At 42.1% G+C, this 18,409-nt stretch carries 18 protein-coding genes and 1 pseudogene; 14 read left to right on the plus strand and 5 right to left on the minus strand.

Features of this window, described 5'->3' with window-relative positions; all coding sequences use genetic code 11:
* Positions 1 to 11: 11 nt before the first annotated feature.
* From E0E36_RS15010 to E0E36_RS15025, 4 genes are all read right to left on the minus strand, one after another.
* Positions 12 to 422, minus strand: a complete 411-nt coding sequence (locus E0E36_RS15010; protein WP_130856611.1) for a nuclear transport factor 2 family protein — start codon at positions 420 to 422, stop codon at positions 12 to 14.
* A 141-nt stretch (positions 423 to 563) separates the two neighbouring features.
* On the minus strand, positions 564 to 1,433 hold the full coding sequence (locus tag E0E36_RS15015) for an alpha/beta fold hydrolase (protein WP_130856612.1): 870 nt from the start codon (positions 1,431 to 1,433) through the stop codon (positions 564 to 566).
* Between the two features lie 21 nt (positions 1,434 to 1,454).
* On the minus strand, positions 1,455 to 2,000 hold the full coding sequence (locus tag E0E36_RS15020) for a carboxymuconolactone decarboxylase family protein (RefSeq protein ID WP_130856613.1): 546 nt from the start codon (positions 1,998 to 2,000) through the stop codon (positions 1,455 to 1,457).
* A 186-nt stretch (positions 2,001 to 2,186) separates the two neighbouring features.
* The gene (locus E0E36_RS15025; RefSeq protein WP_130856614.1) at positions 2,187 to 2,762 is read right to left on the minus strand and encodes an isochorismatase family protein; all 576 of its coding nucleotides are present in this window, start codon (positions 2,760 to 2,762) and stop codon (positions 2,187 to 2,189) included.
* A gap of 407 nt (positions 2,763 to 3,169) precedes the next feature.
* On the opposite strand from E0E36_RS15025, the gene E0E36_RS15030 reads away from it, so the two are divergent.
* From E0E36_RS15030 to E0E36_RS15085, 12 genes and pseudogenes are all read left to right on the plus strand, one after another.
* The gene (locus E0E36_RS15030; protein ID WP_130856615.1) at positions 3,170 to 4,153 is read left to right on the plus strand and encodes a type I glyceraldehyde-3-phosphate dehydrogenase; all 984 of its coding nucleotides are present in this window, start codon (positions 3,170 to 3,172) and stop codon (positions 4,151 to 4,153) included.
* Positions 4,108 to 4,302 (plus strand): DUF417 family protein, encoded by a 195-nt coding sequence (locus E0E36_RS28185; RefSeq protein WP_130856616.1) that lies wholly within the window; start codon positions 4,108 to 4,110, stop codon positions 4,300 to 4,302. The genes E0E36_RS15030 and E0E36_RS28185 overlap by 46 nt, the downstream gene beginning before the upstream one ends.
* An 8-nt stretch (positions 4,303 to 4,310) precedes the next feature.
* Positions 4,311 to 5,117 carry an MBL fold metallo-hydrolase gene (locus tag E0E36_RS15040; protein ID WP_130856617.1) on the plus strand — a complete coding sequence of 269 codons (807 nt, stop codon included), beginning with the start codon at positions 4,311 to 4,313 and terminating at the stop codon, positions 5,115 to 5,117.
* 328 nt (positions 5,118 to 5,445) lie between these two features.
* Entirely contained in the window at positions 5,446 to 7,779 is a 2,334-nt protein-coding gene (locus E0E36_RS15045; protein ID WP_130856618.1) for a glycoside hydrolase family 95 protein, read from the plus strand.
* A 132-nt stretch (positions 7,780 to 7,911) separates the two neighbouring features.
* Complete coding sequence (locus tag E0E36_RS15050; RefSeq protein WP_130856619.1) at positions 7,912 to 8,751, plus strand: helix-turn-helix domain-containing protein; 840 nt, start codon at positions 7,912 to 7,914, stop codon at positions 8,749 to 8,751.
* Positions 8,752 to 8,871: 120 nt separating this feature from the next.
* Positions 8,872 to 9,498, plus strand: coding sequence for a pyridoxamine 5'-phosphate oxidase family protein (locus tag E0E36_RS15055; protein WP_130856620.1), 627 nt, complete (start codon positions 8,872 to 8,874; stop codon positions 9,496 to 9,498).
* Between the two features lie 404 nt (positions 9,499 to 9,902).
* Positions 9,903 to 11,333: an ABC transporter permease gene (locus E0E36_RS15060; protein WP_130856621.1), complete on the plus strand. Its 1,431-nt coding sequence runs from the start codon at positions 9,903 to 9,905 to the stop codon at positions 11,331 to 11,333.
* On the plus strand, positions 11,281 to 12,288 hold the full coding sequence (locus E0E36_RS15065) for an ABC transporter permease (protein ID WP_130856622.1): 1,008 nt from the start codon (positions 11,281 to 11,283) through the stop codon (positions 12,286 to 12,288). The genes E0E36_RS15060 and E0E36_RS15065 overlap by 53 nt, the downstream gene beginning before the upstream one ends.
* A gap of 57 nt (positions 12,289 to 12,345) precedes the next feature.
* On the plus strand, positions 12,346 to 12,492 hold the full coding sequence (locus E0E36_RS28365; protein ID WP_130856623.1) for an ATP-binding protein: 147 nt from the start codon (positions 12,346 to 12,348) through the stop codon (positions 12,490 to 12,492).
* A gap of 135 nt (positions 12,493 to 12,627) precedes the next feature.
* Entirely contained in the window at positions 12,628 to 12,765 is a 138-nt protein-coding gene (locus E0E36_RS28370; protein ID WP_377477798.1) for a Fic family protein, read from the plus strand.
* Between the two features lie 159 nt (positions 12,766 to 12,924).
* Positions 12,925 to 13,899: pseudogene (locus E0E36_RS15080) on the plus strand (Rpn family recombination-promoting nuclease/putative transposase).
* 501 nt (positions 13,900 to 14,400) lie between these two features.
* Positions 14,401 to 14,883 (plus strand): hypothetical protein, encoded by a 483-nt coding sequence (locus tag E0E36_RS15085; RefSeq protein WP_130856624.1) that lies wholly within the window; start codon positions 14,401 to 14,403, stop codon positions 14,881 to 14,883.
* A gap of 339 nt (positions 14,884 to 15,222) precedes the next feature.
* Here the strand turns inward: E0E36_RS15085 and E0E36_RS15090 are convergent, their stop codons facing one another.
* Positions 15,223 to 16,290 carry a serine hydrolase domain-containing protein gene (locus E0E36_RS15090; protein WP_130856625.1) on the minus strand — a complete coding sequence of 356 codons (1,068 nt, stop codon included), beginning with the start codon at positions 16,288 to 16,290 and terminating at the stop codon, positions 15,223 to 15,225.
* 349 nt (positions 16,291 to 16,639) lie between these two features.
* Here E0E36_RS15090 and bla point away from each other — a divergent pair, with 349 nt between their 5' ends.
* Together bla and E0E36_RS15100 are read left to right on the plus strand one after the other, a co-directional pair.
* The gene (bla, locus tag E0E36_RS15095; RefSeq protein WP_130856626.1) at positions 16,640 to 17,539 is read left to right on the plus strand and encodes a class A beta-lactamase, subclass A2; all 900 of its coding nucleotides are present in this window, start codon (positions 16,640 to 16,642) and stop codon (positions 17,537 to 17,539) included.
* 145 nt (positions 17,540 to 17,684) lie between these two features.
* The gene (locus tag E0E36_RS15100; protein WP_130856627.1) at positions 17,685 to 18,236 is read left to right on the plus strand and encodes a hypothetical protein; all 552 of its coding nucleotides are present in this window, start codon (positions 17,685 to 17,687) and stop codon (positions 18,234 to 18,236) included.
* Positions 18,237 to 18,409: the final 173 nt, after the last annotated feature.

Genomic DNA, 18,409 nt, shown 5'->3' on the forward strand with positions numbered 1-18,409 from the left:
TAACCGGTGTCTTACAGCCTTCTTTCCGATGCATCTATCGGAAGGTCATTCACACTTGCAAATCTTTTTTGCATGAATCCATTCTCATCAAATTCCCAGTTTTCATTGCCGTATGCTCTGAACCACTGGCCCTCGGCATTATGAAATTCATACTCATAACGAACGGCGATCCGGTTATCAGTGAATGCCCACAGCGTTTTCTTTAATTTATAGTCAAGTTCTCTTTTCCACTTTTCGGTTAAAAATTCGATAATCTCCTGCCTGCCATTTATAAAAGTTGATCGATTTCTCCATTCGCTATCCAATGTATAGGCCTGCGCAACTTTTTCCGGGTTTTTAGAGTTCCATGCATCTTCTGCCAATTGAACCTTCTGAAGTGCTGTTTCCAAGGTAAATGGAGGTAAAGGATGTCTTTGTTCCATGATTTAGTGTTTTTAGAGCTAGTTATTAGAATAACGGTACTATTTTCGGATATTGAAATCCCCAATCTTAATTCCCATTCACCTTGAACGTCAGTGAATGGGAAATTATATTCTTAAGCAACACACAAAAGCAATTAAAGATTAACTCGCAAGAACTTTTCGCTCAAGAAAATCATCTATGATAGCCGAAATCTCCTCGCCATGCGACTCTAAAGCAAAGTGCCCTGTGTCAAACAAATGAAATTCGAGTTTCTTAACATCTTTTTTGAAGGCTTCAGCTCCAGCGCCGGGAAAAATATAGTCGTCTTTCCCATAAACAATCAGCATCTCCGGTTGATGATCTCTGAAATATTGTTGCCAACTAGGGTACAATGGTACATTGTTTTGATAGTCATAAAATAAAGCAAGCTGTATCGCACCATTTTCCGGTCTTTCAAGATGTCTTAAATCAATTTCCCAATTGTCCGGCGAGATTACGCTTTGATCAGGAACGTTATGTGTATATTGCCATTTTAAGCCGTTCAGATCATGAAAACCTTTTAACGTGTTTTCTGCCTCTTTGTTGTTCTTATCAGCCCAGTAAGCTTTGATTGGATCCCAGAACGCTTCCAATCCTTCCTCATACGCGCAACCGTTCTGTACAATCAGTGTGTCTATTTTTTCAGGGCTTGCACTGGCAATTCTAAAACCTATTGGTGCACCATAGTCCATCAGATATAGACTATACTTTTGAATTTCAAGCTTTTTTAAAAGAGCTGTAATTATTCTCGCAAAATTGTCAAAGGTATATTCAAACTCTGCCATCGGTGGCTGTTCACTTCTACCATAACCTGGGTAATCTGGAGCAATCAAATGGTATTTGTCGGATAAGGACTGGATAAGATTGCGGTACATATGTGATGATGTAGGATATCCGTGAAGTAATACCAATGTCGGTTTACTTTTATCTCCTGCCTCTCTGTAAAAAATATCTACTCCATTAATATTTTCGGTTTTGAAAGTTGTTTTCATCGTTTAAATTTTTAGTGGTTATTATTTCTTTTCAATGGGTGGCTGTTTAGGAAAATCTATGTCCGTATCCGCAAGAATATTGACATAATTGGTGAAAATGCTCAATGAAACTTGCGCCAATATTTCAACTATTTCCTGATCATTATAGCCGGCTGCTCTAACACTACTTAATGCTTCCTCTGAGACCGCACCCCGGCTGTTTAAAATCTCCTTGCTGAAAGTTAAAGCGGCATTTATTTTTGGATCTGTAGAGGAGGCATGTCGCGCATCCGCAACATCCTGATCTTTGATGCCCATTTTTCCGGCAACAAAACTGTGAGCTGAATTACAATAATTACATCCATTTTCGTTGGCTACCGTCAACGCGATAAGTTCACCCAATTTACCACCTAAAGATGAGGTGCTAAGCCCACTGCTAAATCCAAGATAACCGCTAAGCACTGCGGGAGAATTCGCCATCGTTCTCATCATATTGGGAACCATACCCATTTTAGCTTTTACAACATCTAGCAGTTCTTTTGTTTTTCCGGTAGCTTCTGCTGGGTCTACCATTATAATACGTGCCATAATTTTTTTAATTTTTGATTTTGTTTATCTAATTTGATAGCACAAAGTTGACCATTATATAAAAGGAGATGTTAGGCGCCCTTTCCCGAAGAGTTATCAATTTTTCCCATCTAAAAAATTGATAGCATTTTCAATTTAAGAGATTGAAAAATACGATGATTTATGTGGGTACCGTTGGGGCTGAATCTAATGATAGTTTAGAATACCCATCAATTTCTGACCATTGGGACTCGTCCAGTCAATTGCCAATTCTGAAATAATCTGATCAACGGTTGTAATGATAGCTCCTGCCGAGCGCATGCGTGCTAATGCCAATTCGTCCCCATATTTTGTGTATGACGCCGAAGCATCGGCAGAGACCTGAACTTCGTACCCTTCATCAAGCATTTGCAAAACAGGAAATGTAACACAGATTTCTGTCGTTACACCTGCTACAAATAGTTTTTTGCGGCCAAGTGCTTTCACTGCTTTGTTGAAGCCATCGTGATGCATCGCATTGACAATGCCCGGTCGCCTTATACGCGCTGCAAATGCCTCAGGTAAAATTTCCTCAAGTTCTGAAATCAGCGGACCCTGAACATTTTCTTCCATACTAGATGTCAATACAACCGGAAGATTAAGTGCAGCAGCAATCTTAGCTAATTTTATGGCGTTTTGTTTAACAAGATTGATGTCATGTGAATGAGTCCAGCCCATTGTCCCCACCTGATGATCAATTAACAATATCGCTGAATTCTCCGGATTAAAAGCTTTTGTGTGCATAATGTTTTGTTTTAAATAGTTAATCCCATTACCAACCAGACGGTCGTTTAATGACACAAATTTGCCTCGTTCTTTACCCGCTCAACGATGACTTTTGCTAAAAAAAAGTATTGACAAATGTCAATCTTTTTAATTGGAATATAGATGAACTTAGCGAACAGATACGAACAGAAAAGACAATATAAACAGTGATAAGAGAACGGTACGAATGTTTTGATGAGCTGTCGGTATAATCATCATATAAATCTAGTGGCACTGACGGAGATGAATACCGGAGGAGATCAGGAACAAAAACAGATTTTAATTAGAAGGAAATATTGCCAACACGACGGGAATTGATGCCTAACAACAATCTTTCTTTATGCTGCAACTTTGAGTTAAAATAAAACAAAATACAAAAATATATTATGAAAAGAATAGCAATAAACGGATTCGGGCGTATAGGACGTGCCGCACTTAAGATAGCCGCTGAAACTGCGGATTTGGAGGTAGTTGCCATAAACGACTTGATGAGTATTGATAATGCGGCATACTTGCTCAAATATGACAGCAATTACGGGAAATACGATAAAGAGGTACGCGTTGAAGGTAATAACATATTAGTCGACGGCAAGGCCATAGCTTACCACAGTATCCGGAACATTGAGCAATTGCCCTGGAAGGCTGTACAGGCAGATGTGGTAATTGAAAGTACCGGGATCTTTACGAACAATGCGGATGCTCAAAAGCATCTGACCGCAGGTGCGAGCTACGTAGTAATTTCGGGTCCGACTAAAGATACACCTACCGTAGTGCACGGAGTGAACACGGAAGATGGGAAGGTGTCTGTATTTTCGTGTGCCAGCTGTACGACTAACAGCATAAGTCCGGTAATTGAAATCCTGGGGCGGCGACTTGGCATAAAAAAGGCGATCTTGAATACAACACACGGTTATACCGCTTCGCAGGCGCTGGTTGATGCACCTTCCAAACGGGAGCCGCGGATGGGTAGGGCTGCAGGGATTAACCTCGCACCCGCTGCAACCGGAGCAGCAATCGCGACTACGAAGGCTTTACCTCAATATGCAGGTAAATTTGATGGGATTGCCGTAAGGGTTCCCGTTCCGGTCGGTTCCATATCAGACATTACTTTTATTGCAGCGCGGGCTACCGATGTGGAGGAGATCAACAGAATTCTTACCGAAGAGTCCGAAACCGAAAGATATAATCAGGTAGTGGCCGTTACATCCGAACCTCTTGTCTCCACAGACATTATCAAAAGTCCGTTTGCAGCCACCATTGACCTGGAGATGACGCGCGTGGTTGATGGTGATCTCGTTAAGGTGATGGCTTGGTACGATAATGAGTGGGGTTTTACCAGTCAGATGATCAGGCAGATACAGTCTATTTAAATACTGAACCATCCTGGAAGCCCTTCTTTCATGTTTTATCGGGCGCAGGGCGTCTTGTGCTGAAGGACGTGGTCATGATGGCTGCGGGACTGGTTGTTGCTTCTGATAGTGCGAAGCGTTTAAATTTTATAAATCAAAATAAACATTAAACAGAAAAATGAAAAAAATATCGACTGCCCCGCTGGAAGCAACTTACCTGGGAGGTCCTACGGTAGTGCTGGAAATAGGTGGTTTGCGGTTAATGACCGATCCAACGCTTGATCCTGCAGGCACGGAATTCGTCCTGAACGAGCGGATGAGTGAAAAGAAATATTCCGGCCCCGCTGCTTTTCCGGAGACTCCCATAGATATCGTTCTTTTAAGTCACGACCAGCATTTCGATAACCTAGATGGAAGCGGGCGGAATTTTTTGAAAGAAGTACAGACTACGCTAACGACCAAAGTAGGCGCTGAGCGGTTGAAAGGAACGGCAATCGGTCTTGATCCGGGTGAGTATCGCACGTACGACGCGCCCAACGGTGATAGGATTAAGATCACGGCGACACCGGCACGTCACGGCCCTGCGGGTATCGAATCAATTACGGGGGATGTAATCGGTTTTCATCTGTCAGTCAGTGGCGACAATGATTTTGAGCTGTACATCACCGGTGACACCGTTTACTACAACGAAATCGAAAAGCTCGGACAGCATATCGATCCTAGGTATATTTTCATTTTTGCCGGAGCAGCGAGACCGCGCGGTCCTTTCAATGTTACCATGGGTACCAATGATGCAATCGATACCGCCCATATATTTCCGCAGGCAACTTTGATTCCTTTGCATGCAGAAGGATGGTCACACTATACCGAAAATACCTCAAGCTTAACAGAAGCTTTCCGTATTCTCGGTATTGAGCACCAACTGCAAATATTGGAAGCGGGGGTTGTTACCGCACTTCCTATTAATAAGGATTCGATTGCCTAATTAGCATTTGACACTAAAGTACCGCATGTATGAGCATCAGCGACCAAGCCATTAAGTCCAAGATGTAAATATGATGATGGGCAATTGCCGTACTCAATTAATGGTAATATTATCCATGTTTTTCACAGAATCATCCATTTGTTGAGCGCACGAAGCCTGCTACTTTTGTTCGTTCATTTCCTTCAGTGGTTAGAACCAATAGTAAACGATAATCCAAAAATTAAATTTAACCCATGGCCGAGGTCATTTCAGAGGATCGGGGTGTGCATAAAAAAACAGAATGTTTTCTTGTATCGAATGAAAGATATTACAATTATTCCCTAGTACTATGTTGTGTTTTCGTATTTTCTTAAACTTAGCCTTCTGTCTTATTTTTTTTTCCATCCGGTGCGACGCGGAGCCACTCACAGTATGGTATACCCAACCGGCTCAGCAATGGGAAGAAGCCATTCCGTTGGGTAATGGAAAGATCGGCATGATGCCCGATGGTGGAATACGCGAAGAAACCATTGTATTGAATGATATCACGCTATGGTCCGGTAGCCCGCAAGATGCCAATAATTACGAAGCAAATAACTACCTTTCCCAAATACGGAAACTATTGCGCGAAGGGAAAAATGATGAGGCACAGAAGCTGGTAGATGCTCATTTTATCTGCCGGGGGCCTGGGTCCGGCGGGAAGCAGTGGGGATGTTTTCAAACGATGGGCACCTTGCACCTAGCATACGACTACGGAGAACCGGCAACGAATGAACCGATTGATTACCGGCGCCAGCTTGACCTAAATGACGCACGCTTGGCCACGGCATTTTCCCTGGCAGGCACACAGTATTCACGGGAGTATTTTACCAGCTTTGGCGATGACGTAGGTGTAATCAGGCTTCGAGCCGACCGATCAGGAAAAATCAACGTCCGTATCACAATCGACCGGCCCGAGCGGGCAACTGCCCAAACGGTACGCAATGAACTTCAATTGGTGGGACAGTTGGACGATGGGGTGGATGGACAAGGCATGCGGTTTATTACACGCATACAAGCAAAGACAACGGGTGGCAACATAGAAGTGACGGAAAATGCACTGATTATCCGGCAAGCCGATGCTGCCGAAATCTATCTGACCACAGCAACAGATTTCAACAACGTTGATTACTTGACTGCTTCCTCGCATACACTCTCCAAGGCGATGCACAAAACCTATGACTTGCAATTGCAGCAGCATACCACGAACTACCAAAAGCTTTTCAACCGATTGGATATCCGGATAGGAGAACCCACTACCGACGGACTGCCTACCGACCAGCGGTTAGCCCGGTTTGCCGAAAACGCCGATGCCGATCCGCAAATGGCAGCCTTATTTTTTCAATTCGGACGCTACCTGAGTATTAGCAGTACGCGGGTCGGGTTGTTGCCACCCAATTTGCAGGGACTTTGGGCCAACCAGATACAAACACCCTGGAATGGTGACTACCACCTCGACGTCAATGTGCAGATGAACCACTGGCATCTTGGCCCCGCCAACCTAAGTGAACTTGATTTGCCCTTGGTTGAATTGGTAGCTAAACTGGTGGAGCCCGGAACCCGAATCGCTAAAGCCTACTATGCGGCAGACGGATGGGTGGCGCATGTTATTACCAATATTTGGGGATACACGGAGCCCGGCGAAAGCGCCTCCTGGGGAGTGGCTAATGCGGGATCGGGGTGGTTATGCAATAATCTTTGGGAACACTATGCTTTTACCAAGGATACAGCGTACCTGCGTCGCATCTATCCCGTTCTCAAGGGGTCTGCTCAATTTTACAATAGTGCGCTCATGGAAGATCCAAAATCGGGTTGGTTAGTAACCGGCCCCTCGGTATCGCCCGAGAATGCGTTTTATCTTCCAAACGGCAACCATGCCAATGTCTGCATGGGGCCAACGATCGATAATCAGATTACGCGCGAACTGTTTACGCATGTGCTGACCGCTGCGGAACTGTTTGGCATCGATCCCGCCTTCCAAGATACCCTACGGAATAAGTTAAAACACTTGGCCCCCTCCGGCCGGATCGGCTCGGACGGACGGATATTGGAATGGCTGGAAGAATACAAGGAAGTTGACTCGCAGCACCGGCATATTTCCCACCTATATGGCGTATTCCCGGCCGATCTCATCTCGCCTTATAAAACTCCTGAATTGGCCGAAGCTGCAAAAAAGTCGCTCAATGTACGGGGAGATGATGGTCCAAGCTGGGCCATTGCTTATAAACAGATTTTCTGGGCTCGCCTGTTGGATGGTAACCGGGCTTATAAATTGTTCAAGCAATTACTGACACTTACCCGGGAAACGCACGTCAACTACGGTGCAGGCGGCGGCACCTATCCGAGTTTGTTTACAGCAGGCCCTCCCATGCAGATCGATGGTAATTTCGGTGGCACTGCCGCAATCGCAGAGATGTTGCTGCAAAGCCATAACGGAATAATTGACTTACTGCCGGCCCTTCCCGATGCATGGAAAGGAAGCGGGGAAATAAGGGGTCTAAAGGCCCGTGGCAACTTTACGGTAGACTTCGAGTGGAAAGACGGAAAGGTAACTCATTACCACATTACTTCACCGAATCCTACACGCGTAAAAGTAAGAGTAAACGGCGAGATCAACGAAATAGTTAGTAGTGTACGTTCCTAAAATAATAGAAGATAATCATTGCTCATCAGTATGTCGTGTCACCAATCGATACCATACCTCATAGTATCCGTTTAAAAGTTGATTCCGACTTTGTGACTTTGGGATATCGTTATATCTTTGAAAAGAAAAAGTATGCTTTTTGTCAATAATACGAACGAATGCATCGGCGTGCATGAGCTGGATAAAGAAAACATTAATCTCGTTTTCGATGTAAAAGAAACGGATATGACCTTTATCTGGAACACGGGCGAGGTTATGAACCTTACCATCGACCGAATCCCCTACCAACTGAAAAAGCATCAGATTATTTTCCTTACCGAATTTCACAAGATTGATGCCATTGACTTGGAATCTGCGCGAATGGTACGGTTCAATCAGCCGTTTTACTGTATAGTAAACCATGATAACGAGGTGGGTAGCAAGGGATTTCTTTTCTTCGGCGCTTCGGGTGTTCCCATCGTCTCTGTCGATGAAAGAAACTTGAGGGATTTTGAAATCTCCTGGGAAATGTTCTCTTCGGAAATCCGTAAAAGCGACCTATTACAGCAGGACATGCTGCAGGCCATCCTTAAACGTATGCTTATCTTATCCGCTCGCATTTTGACCCATTCCACAAACTTTCATAAGCTGGAGAAAAATCAGAGCGACATTGTCCGGGAGTTCAACTATCTGGTTGAAAGGCATTTTGCTGAGCACCATGATGTTGCCTATTATGCCTCCAGGCTTAACAAATCTCCCAAAACACTATCAAACCTATTTTCCATTGTTTCCAACCGTAGTCCACTCAATATTATTCATGATCGTATCATGATCCATGCCAGACGACAGATTAATTATTCGAATCGATCGATAAAGGAAATTGCCTATGAGCTCGGCTATGAGGACGTCCAAACATTCAGCCGTTTCTTTAAAAGTAGGGAAGGAATGTCTCCTGTGCAGTACCGCGAGAAATCCGAACGGGCAACAGCCTAAAAGGAAAAATTGTTTACACAGCGGGAATTTCTGCCTAACACCGGCATTTGTTTATGATGGATATTTGACTTATGAAACATGAAGCTTTCATATAGTACAGAATCATCATAACAAGTTAATATGAATTACCCAAAGCTTGCATTTACCGATGTCGTTAAAACCCTCCAGGAAAAACTGGGTAGCAGAACGGCTTATAAGCGCGTCGAGAAAATGACTTATGTAGATGGGTTGACACCTATTGAAATTCAGTTTCTCGGTCAATTGGATAGCTTCTATATGGCATCCTTCGGGGATAATGGTTACCCTTACATTCAGCACCGAGGGGGGCCGAAAGGTTTTGTAAAGGTAATTGATGATCAAACGATCGGTCTGATCGATTTCACAGGAAATAGGCAATACATTTCCCTAGGAAATATTACCATGAACCCCAAGGTATCCCTGATTTTTGTATCCTATCCAATGCGGGCAAGGTTGAAGATGTATGCCGAGGCTGAAATCGTTGAGATCGATGATAGGCCGGAGCTATTCGATTTTCTCAAACCCGAAGACTATAAATTCAGGCCCGAACGTATCTTATTGTTCCACATCAAGGCCTATGACTGGAATTGCCCACAACACATCACTCCGAAATATAGCCTGTCGGAAATTGACGAAATAACAGCGCCCAAGGACAGACAGATCGGGGAACTCAAGCAGGAGGTGGAGCGATTAAAACAGCAGTTGGCGGAAATAAAACCAATCACCTGATTTCAGGCGCCTATGCTGATTCACAGAAAAGAGGAAACGAATAGTAAATCAGTAATCATATCAACTTACGGCTTCCCGTAAAAAATGAGCAGAACCGATTAGATTCATTTCCGAAGCATGGTAGGCTAGGAGAGGGAAATTTCTCAATATTCACAAATCGTAACATGACATCTATTTTATAACTTAGTAGAACTAAACTGAAACTATTAGCTAAAATCAAAATGCTAACAAAAATTGAGGTTAAAGGATGGCACTCACAACGCGCAATAGTCACTGTCCAACTTCAGACACCGGGTGTTCGCATTCGGACACTTTCCGAAAGCTAAAATCATTGCCGATGGTATTTGAAGTTGATTTTCGACAGCCGGCAATATTCTTGAGCTTTTTCAAAAAACTGCCTGATAATGATAAGGAATTATTGCAAGACTGCGCTAAGAAGCCTAAACCGTAATAGAGGCTATGCCCTGACTAACCTACTGGGCCTGACACTGGGCATTGCCTGTACGGTCTTCATCTTCTCTCTTGTTAAATATCACCTGAGTGTTGACGCTTTTCACGCAAAAAAAAATAGGATATACCGTATCGTCACGGAAAACCGCCTTGAGCAAACTGTATATAGTCCGGGTGGTCCGCCACCGCTAGGGAGGGCTTTCAGAGAAGATTATACATTTGGAGAAAAAGTTGCCCGAATCTATGTAAAAAGGGAACGATTAATCTCTCTTCCGCATTCCTCTGACAATCAAAAATTTTTGGAAGAAAACGGTGTCGCTTTTGCCGAGCCGGATTTTTTCCATATCCTGGACTTCCCGTTAGTGCAGGGTGATAAAAATACCGTTTTAACGAATCCAAATACAGCCCTGATTACCGAACGGGTAGCAAAAAAATATTTCGGAGATACAGACCCTATGGGAAAGATCATCCGTTTAGATAATAAGCTAAACTTCCGCATCGACGGTATTCTGCGAGATCTCCCGGAAAATACGGATCGAAGGCAGGAGATCTATCTGTCATACGGCAACCTGAAAGATTACAATCCATGGGCAGGCAATGACAACAACTGGCTCAGTTATGCTGACGAATTGCAAAGTTTCGTATTATTGAAACCGGGCGTCCTGCCTGCCACCGTCAATCAGGCTTTTCATGATTTTTCAAGTAAGTATTACGAGGGAAACTATGTTAAAGAATGGCGGTTCCGTCTCCAACCTCTTTCGGATATTCACTTCAATTCGGACTTCGATGGAAAGGTAACTAAGCAAAGTCTTTGGGCGTTGTCGCTTATTGCGGTTTTTCTCATTATAACTGCATCGGTAAATTTTGTTAACCTGGCTACCGCCCAAGCATTGAGCCGCGCAAAAGAGATCGGCATACGGAAAACATTGGGTAGCTTCCGAAAACAACTTTTCTGGCAATTTATGGTCGAAACGGCTCTCATTGTCCTCACAGCTATAGTATTGGCATTCACGTTGTTATACTGGGCCTTGCCCTTGCTCAGATCAGTGTTTGAAGTGCCTGTTATGAGCATCTTTTTCTACGATTATCATCTGCTGATATTTTTGCCGCTACTTTTTCTTCTGATCACTTTCCTTTCGGGAGCATATCCGGGTCTTGTTCTAGCGGGTTTCCAGCCTGTGCTGGCGCTTAAAGGGAAAAATATCCGAGCGTCATACAGGAGGCCTTTCACTGCGAAGGGGATTGGTCGTGACACAGTTTACGATTTCTCAACTCCTCATTATCGGTACTTTGGTTATTGCACATCAGATAAACTTTACCCGGCAGACCGATATGGGATTTACCAGGGACGCTATCGTAATATTGCCACTGCCAACCGGCGATAAATCAACTGTAAGTACGCTCCGTTCCGAGTTCTCCAGACTGGCGGGGGTTGAAAGGGTGAGTTTTTGTACACAAGCTCCGGCCAGTGAGAGTGGCAACAGCTTTGAAATTGTATACGACACCCGCACCGAAAAGGAAAATTACGACGTCGTCTTCAAAGGGGGAGATGAGCAGTATTTATCCACTTTCGGATTGGAACTGTTGACGGGGCGTAATCTGCATCCTTCGGATACTGTACGTGAGTACCTTATTAATGAAACCTTGGCGAAAAAACTAGGAGTGTCCAACGATGGAGTGATCGGAAAGAATGCCATTATTAACGATACGAAAGGTACTATTGTTGGCGTAGTAAAGGACTTTCATAATCAATCGTTCCACACAGGTATTGACCCACTCTGCATAACAACGCAAAGTAACTGGTACAATCGGATTGCTGTAAAGATCAACCCTTCTAATTTGCGACGTACGTTGGAAGCGATTGCTCCGGTTTGGAAAGTGACCTTTCCAAACCATGTATATGAATATGACTTCTTGGATGATCAGATCGCGCGGTTTTACGAGCAGGACTATAGGATACTGCGCTTAGTCCAGACCTTCGCCGGCATTGCGATAATAATAGGTTGTCTAGGTTTGTACGGCCTTGTTTCTTTTATGACCACTCAGAAAACCAAAGAAGTTGGTGTACGCAAAGTGCTGGGAGCTAGTATAAGAAACATCCTATGGCTGTACGGAAGAGAGTTTGTTCGGCTACTGCTTATTGCTTTTCTGATCGCGGCACCCATGGCCTGGTGGATAATGAATAGCTGGCTGGAAAACTTTATTTACCGGATCAATATTGGCGCCGGTATCTTCATAATGGCTGTTGCCATCACGTTGGTCATAGCATTGTTGACCGTTGGGTACCGATCCTTGAAAGCTGCTCTGATGAATCCGGTCAAGTCTCTAAAGACAGAATGATAATGTGGTAAGCTAAAGACACACAAGGCGGTAGTACATAATGATTTTACGAGAGAAGTGCCCCCTAAATTTGAAATATTTTCCGATCGAATAGAAATTACGTCGGCAGGAACATTGCCGGAAGGTTTAAGTGTCGCAGAGTCTTTTGATGGTGTATCCATTCCGAGAAATCGGGAACTTATGCGGGTTTATCGGGATCTGTAATTGGTAGAACAACTTGGATCCGGTATGCCCAAGATTTTAGAAAGTTCAAAGTATCCCCCCAAGTTGAGCGATTGTTGGCTATGTTTACTAAAGAACATAAACGGCAAGAATTACAACATCTGTTAGGTTTATCAGATAGGAAACTTCACTAAAAACTATTTAAGTCCAGCAATCGAGGCAGGATTTGTAGCGTTGCCAAATCCAGATAACCCTACAAGTAGTGAGCAACGGTATACATTGACGGCTCTGGGAAAACGGGTGGTAAATCAGTAATCCTATCAACTTACGGAAATCGTAAAAACCCAAAGCAGAACCGATTATATTCGGTTAGAAACATGATTGTTTTCGACAACCAACTACAAAACAAAGCTAATTTTTTTAGTAATTTAAAATCTGTTTTGCTATATTTGTAAATGACCTAAATATCAAAGCATGACAAAAAACAACTTAGACAAACCTACTGTTGGTCGATATATTGACCCCGGGAGCGACTTCGGATTCAAATTTTTGTTTGGAAGACCTGCCCATCAGGATATATTGATCCCCTTTTTGAATGAATTGATCGGAAGCAGTAAACGTATCAAAAGCCTTGTATATGGCCCCACAGAATATTTGGGCGAAACAGCCGATCAGAAGAAAGTTATTTTTGATCTTCGATGTACAGGTGATAACGGAGAAGAAATCATTGTGGAAATGCAGCGTATGAACCACGATAACTTTAAAGAGCGGGTTATGTTCAGTACTTCGCGGCTTATAAGCAGCCAGTATCCCAAAGGAGTTGAATACTGGAACTTTGAACTGCCGGAAGTGATTTTCATAGGCATATTGGAGTTTAGGATGGATGATACGGAACGGGAACGATATTTGAAGAGTATCTCCCTGATAGACAAAGATTCGGGAAGAATTTTTTACAGTAAATTGAGCTATATATTTCTAGAACTCCCTAAGTTTCGCCTATTGCTTGTTTCAAAGGGCGGGCGAGAGCTCGCATAAACGTGTTTTAATTTTTTTATTTAATTTTATGCTCGGTCTGTAAAGAAGGACAAGGAGATCAAAACGGATAAGGATAGGTGGTTCTGGCTATTGAATAACCTAAGTAAGGCGGATAAGATCCCAACGTTCATGAACAAACGGATATTTCAACGAATTTTTAAAATAGCAGAAGTGTCCAATTTAACAAAGGAGGAAAGAATGGCATACGAAGCAAGTTTGCAGGATAAGTGGTTATGGAACAGCGCGATGTCGCTTGCTGAGAAAAAGGCTGCTGAAAAAGCAGCTGAAAAGGAGCGTAAAAAAGCAGACCAAGAGAAATTGGCCTCTGCACAGTCTTTAAAAAACGCAGGTGTAGCCAACCACGTCATTGCTGAAAGTCTAAAACTGCCCTTGGCGGTAGTAGAGAAGTTGTAGGTTTTACAACTGATATAATTGTTTAAAAATGCCATCTCCTAGATGGCATTTTTTATACACTTCTCCTTCCTTTACAGCTTCCCGTAAAAAGCAAAACAGAAATGATTAAGCTATTTGGAAAATTATAATAGGATGGAGTGTATTCCTCGATATTTCACAGATTGTCAGTTGGAGCTAGCAACACGGGAACTTACATTGTAGAAGAATAAATCGAAGTATTAAGTAAATAAAGCTAAATATGGTGGTGTGGTTCAGGAGGTGCTGCCTAAGGCGCAATTATCGGTTCCTACCTCTGTCCGGCCGCCACGCTTGAAGTGTTGATTCTTGTTCTGCTACGATTCCTTTCTTCCTAAAAGTAACAACAGCATAATGTTTTAGTAATAATTAAGCAGTTTCTTTGGTAAATCAACTACCATCTATGACGGCTAATTGTACTGTAAGACCATTTGTGAAAGGGGGGATATTAAGTGAGATTGCCCGGATCGGATAAAGTTCTTTTACATGACTTTAAGAAAAATAACATTAAATCTGCTTTTGGCTTTATTGTCACCCATCGTATTGCATGTGGGCGCTTTACAAGGTGTTTTCAAAGCGCTGATATCGGGTAAATATGAAACGAACGGACAACGGTTCGCATCATTTTATGAATACTTAACTTCTATTTATGACTATGGGGTCTTTTTTCTACTTTATTTTGTTTGCTTGATTTTCCTTTTATTGCCTTTCCAATTGATCAAAGATCACGAGCGGAAAGTGGGTAGAAACTATACCTTTTACAGGAAATTTCTTACGCTGTTCGTATTGTTTATGTTCTACATTGTTATGCTGGGTTGTTTTGTACTGAATCTATTTGTGACAGATCCCTGGTATGTCAATTTACTCTATCCCTGTTTGGCAGCTTTATTTAGTGTTGTATTTACGTCACTCACTTACTTTTTTATAGATCGGTATGAGCAAGACTACACGATCCCGAAAAAGGCTTAAACTACAAGCGGGCGACAATTTTGGAATTACAACGGAAATAATAACCTCCGAATTGTAATAGTCTACATGATAGCGTCTAATACGGCTGTTGCAAGTTTTGCGATAACTAAACCTTTATCAATTAGCTTTCATTGAAAACATTATTTATATGCTTATCAATAGTTTAACACCCTGACAAGAAAGCAGCTAATTGGTTGACAGGATGGGGGAGAAGAAATCTTCTCAATTTTACAAACTTTGTGAAATATCATTTAATTTATAACCTAGTGGAACTAAACTGGAACTCCTCACGGACCTTTCTATCGTGAACTATTACGCTGAGACGTTGAAGCTGACCTGTCAATGCCCTTTCAAATAAATATTCTCAATCCGATTGGCGACCTCTCCCACAGTAAAACCTTCATCCAGGTTGGAAAGTATGATAATTGAAAATTTCAGGGTAGGATAACGGATCATGTAAGTTGAAAAGCCTGATGTACCGCCGGAATGGGAAACCCGTTTCTGACCGTATTTTTCGTCGATATACCATCCATATCCGTATGCTGTGTGGTCATTTTCCCAGGATTTAATTGTAAACATCTCGTCTATTGTTTCAGATTTTACCAATTTAGAAGTATATAAAGCCTGATCCCATTTAAAAAGGTCACTTACGGAAGAGTAAACGCCGCCATCGCCCAGAACATAACTGTATAGACTTTGATCGCTCATCACCAGGCTATCGCCTTTTTTGTCGTAGCCATAAGCACGGTTCCGAATGCTGTCGCCCATGACGTTCAGGGTACTATTGGTCATTCCCAGTGGTTTAAAAATGCGCTGTTTTATGAATTCATCATACGGCATCCCGGATACTTTTTCTACAATAAGACTAAGTAGAGAATAAGCAGTGTTACTGTATTCGAACCGTTGCCCCGGTTTAAAAGCAGCCGTATCCTGTTGTTCTACTAAATGGAGCACATCCCAGTCGGTAAGCGGTTTGGTGGTTCCCGGCGGAATGAGGTCGCCGTAATTCGGTAAGCCGGCTGTATGGGTCAGCATATGGCGTATTGTTATCTGATTCCCATATATACGAATCTTTGGAAAGAATTTATGCAGAGGGTCATCCAGTGAAAGCTTGCGCTCATCCCGTAGTATCATTACAGCCATAGCAGTGAATGGCTTGCTCAGGGAAGCGAGGCGATAATTCGTATGCGGAGTAGCGGGTACTTTATGAGCGGCATCTGCAAAGCCGAAAGATCGGTTATAAATGATTTGGCTGTCTTTGATCACCATTACGCTCACACCGGCCATGTTATTGATATCATACCCCTTGAACAAACCACTAATAGCAGCTGAGCGATCATCCGATTGAGCAAGTGCTGAACATACTAAATGAATCACCGATAAAACAAATAGGATTAACCTTTTCATGGTATTTCTTTTAGTTATCCTTTGACAAGAAGTTTGCCAAACACGGGAATTCCGATTGCATAGACATGTTAAGCTCTCTATACCAATCGGTTGCTGTTCAGATACGGACACTCTTGTCTGATTCCGAACAATCGATCGTTCTTTAGGAAATAGTTTTCCATAGAAGCCTAAAAATAAAGCCAATTAAGTTTGTTTCTGGCATATAGTAGAATGCGAAGGATGGTGTTTTTCAGTATTTCACATATTTTGTAGAGGGACTACTGTTAATATTCAAGTCGTCACGTATTTGATCTTACAAAGAGGTGAAATAAGGTATAAAAACATTATTTTGCCGTTTTAACAGCATCTTATGAAATATAGTTTACCAACACGCTTATTGATATCAGCCCTCTTTATATTTATTTCCTTTCATGCGCTCGCGCAATCTTCAAAAGAAGTACTTCGCCGTCAGATAAAGGAAATTATCCTGACGGGAAACGCAGAAGTAGGCGTTTCTATTCTAGGTATTGAAGACAATGATACCCTGAGCGTTAACGGTTACAAACACTATCCTATGATCAGTGTTTTCAAATTCCAAATTGCGTTGACAGTTTTAAATAAGGTTGACAAAGGTGAACTATCACTAAATCAAAAAATCTTTATAAAAAAAGACGAATTGCTCGAAGAAACATGGAGTCCGTTCAGGGAAAAATATCCGGAGGGAAATGTCTATATTACCCTAAAGGAATCGTTGCAATGGATGGTTTCCCACAGCGATAACAATATCTGTGACATTTTGATAAGACTTGTAGGAGGAGTACATGCTATTGACACCTTCATTGCCAGTCCCAACTTCGTTATTAAAAACAACGAAGAAGAAATGCACCGAAATTGGGATACCCAATATGTAAATACAATAACGCCAAATTTTTCCACGCAGCAGTTGAAGCAGTTTTACGAAGGAAGAATTTTAACTAAATCATCAACCGAATTCCTGTATAAAACTATGGTAGAAACGGTTGTTGGGCCGAACCGTATAAAAGGAAAACTACCTGCAAATGCAGAAGTTGCGCATAGACCGGGCAGCTCTTTTACCAATGATCAAGGATTAACGGCTGCGGTTAATGATGTAGGGATTATACAATTACCCAACGGAAAACATTTTGCAATTGCAGTGTTTGTGTATAACACAACGGAAAAGTACAAAACTGCGGAGGATATGATTGCCTCCATCGCCAAAGCAACCTGGGATTATTATACTGCTAAATGATAGTAAGCTTATAGGGAAGTAAAGATTGTGATTTTCAAATTTTTATACATTTTGTGGAATTCCGTTTAATTTATAAATTAGTGCTAATAAACCAGGCAGATAGCAAAGAAAGAATTAAACCTAAATACCCATGATTTAACAATCTATGCAGTTAATAATTACAGACGATCATTATCTGGAGACTTATAAACGAATGACGAAAAGATGGTGGTATGAACGAAACAAAGGATGGTTGTTTTTGTCGGCAACTGTTACAGTGTATAGCCTGGCGCAAATAATAGGCGCCAACCAAGAAGATGGCCCTTCCAATGATTATTGCCTTTTCCTTTTAGATGTCCGCTTTTGGTATTTTATGATGTTTTCGGCATTATTGGTGATAGCATGGTGGTTTTATAAGCTAAACGCTTCTTTGAGAGGGATACCATTTATGCGGGAATTCGAAAGGCAGGTTGGAAAAACGAGCATGGTTTATGATTTGGATGAAAAGAGAGTCCGTATAAGTTATGGGCATTTAGTGAATGAATGTGGCTGGCAAATGTTTCAGAAATTACAATTTTATAAGGGGTATTTGATTTTTATGAGTAGTTATTACCCTTTGATCCCGGTTTGGATTCCTGTGCGTAAAGAAAACAAAAAGGAGCTAGAGAATCTTGCAGAAGTAATTCAGAAAAAATTTAAAATAAAAGCTATTAAATGATATCGTAAGCTCGCAATGAAAGTTTTGCCTCCCTTTGAGATGCGATCGCTTAACTTGTTTCTATTCACTGCTGCGAAATGAAGCACAGTTTTTGAATATGGTGGGTTATTTTGTTTTAGTACGATGATTTTCGCGATAAAGGTGATTCGATTAGCTATATGTTGGTTTTCAAT

It is taken from the genome of Olivibacter jilunii (assembly GCF_900607235.1).
Taxonomy (GTDB): Bacteria; Bacteroidota; Bacteroidia; order Sphingobacteriales; family Sphingobacteriaceae; genus Olivibacter; species Olivibacter oleidegradans.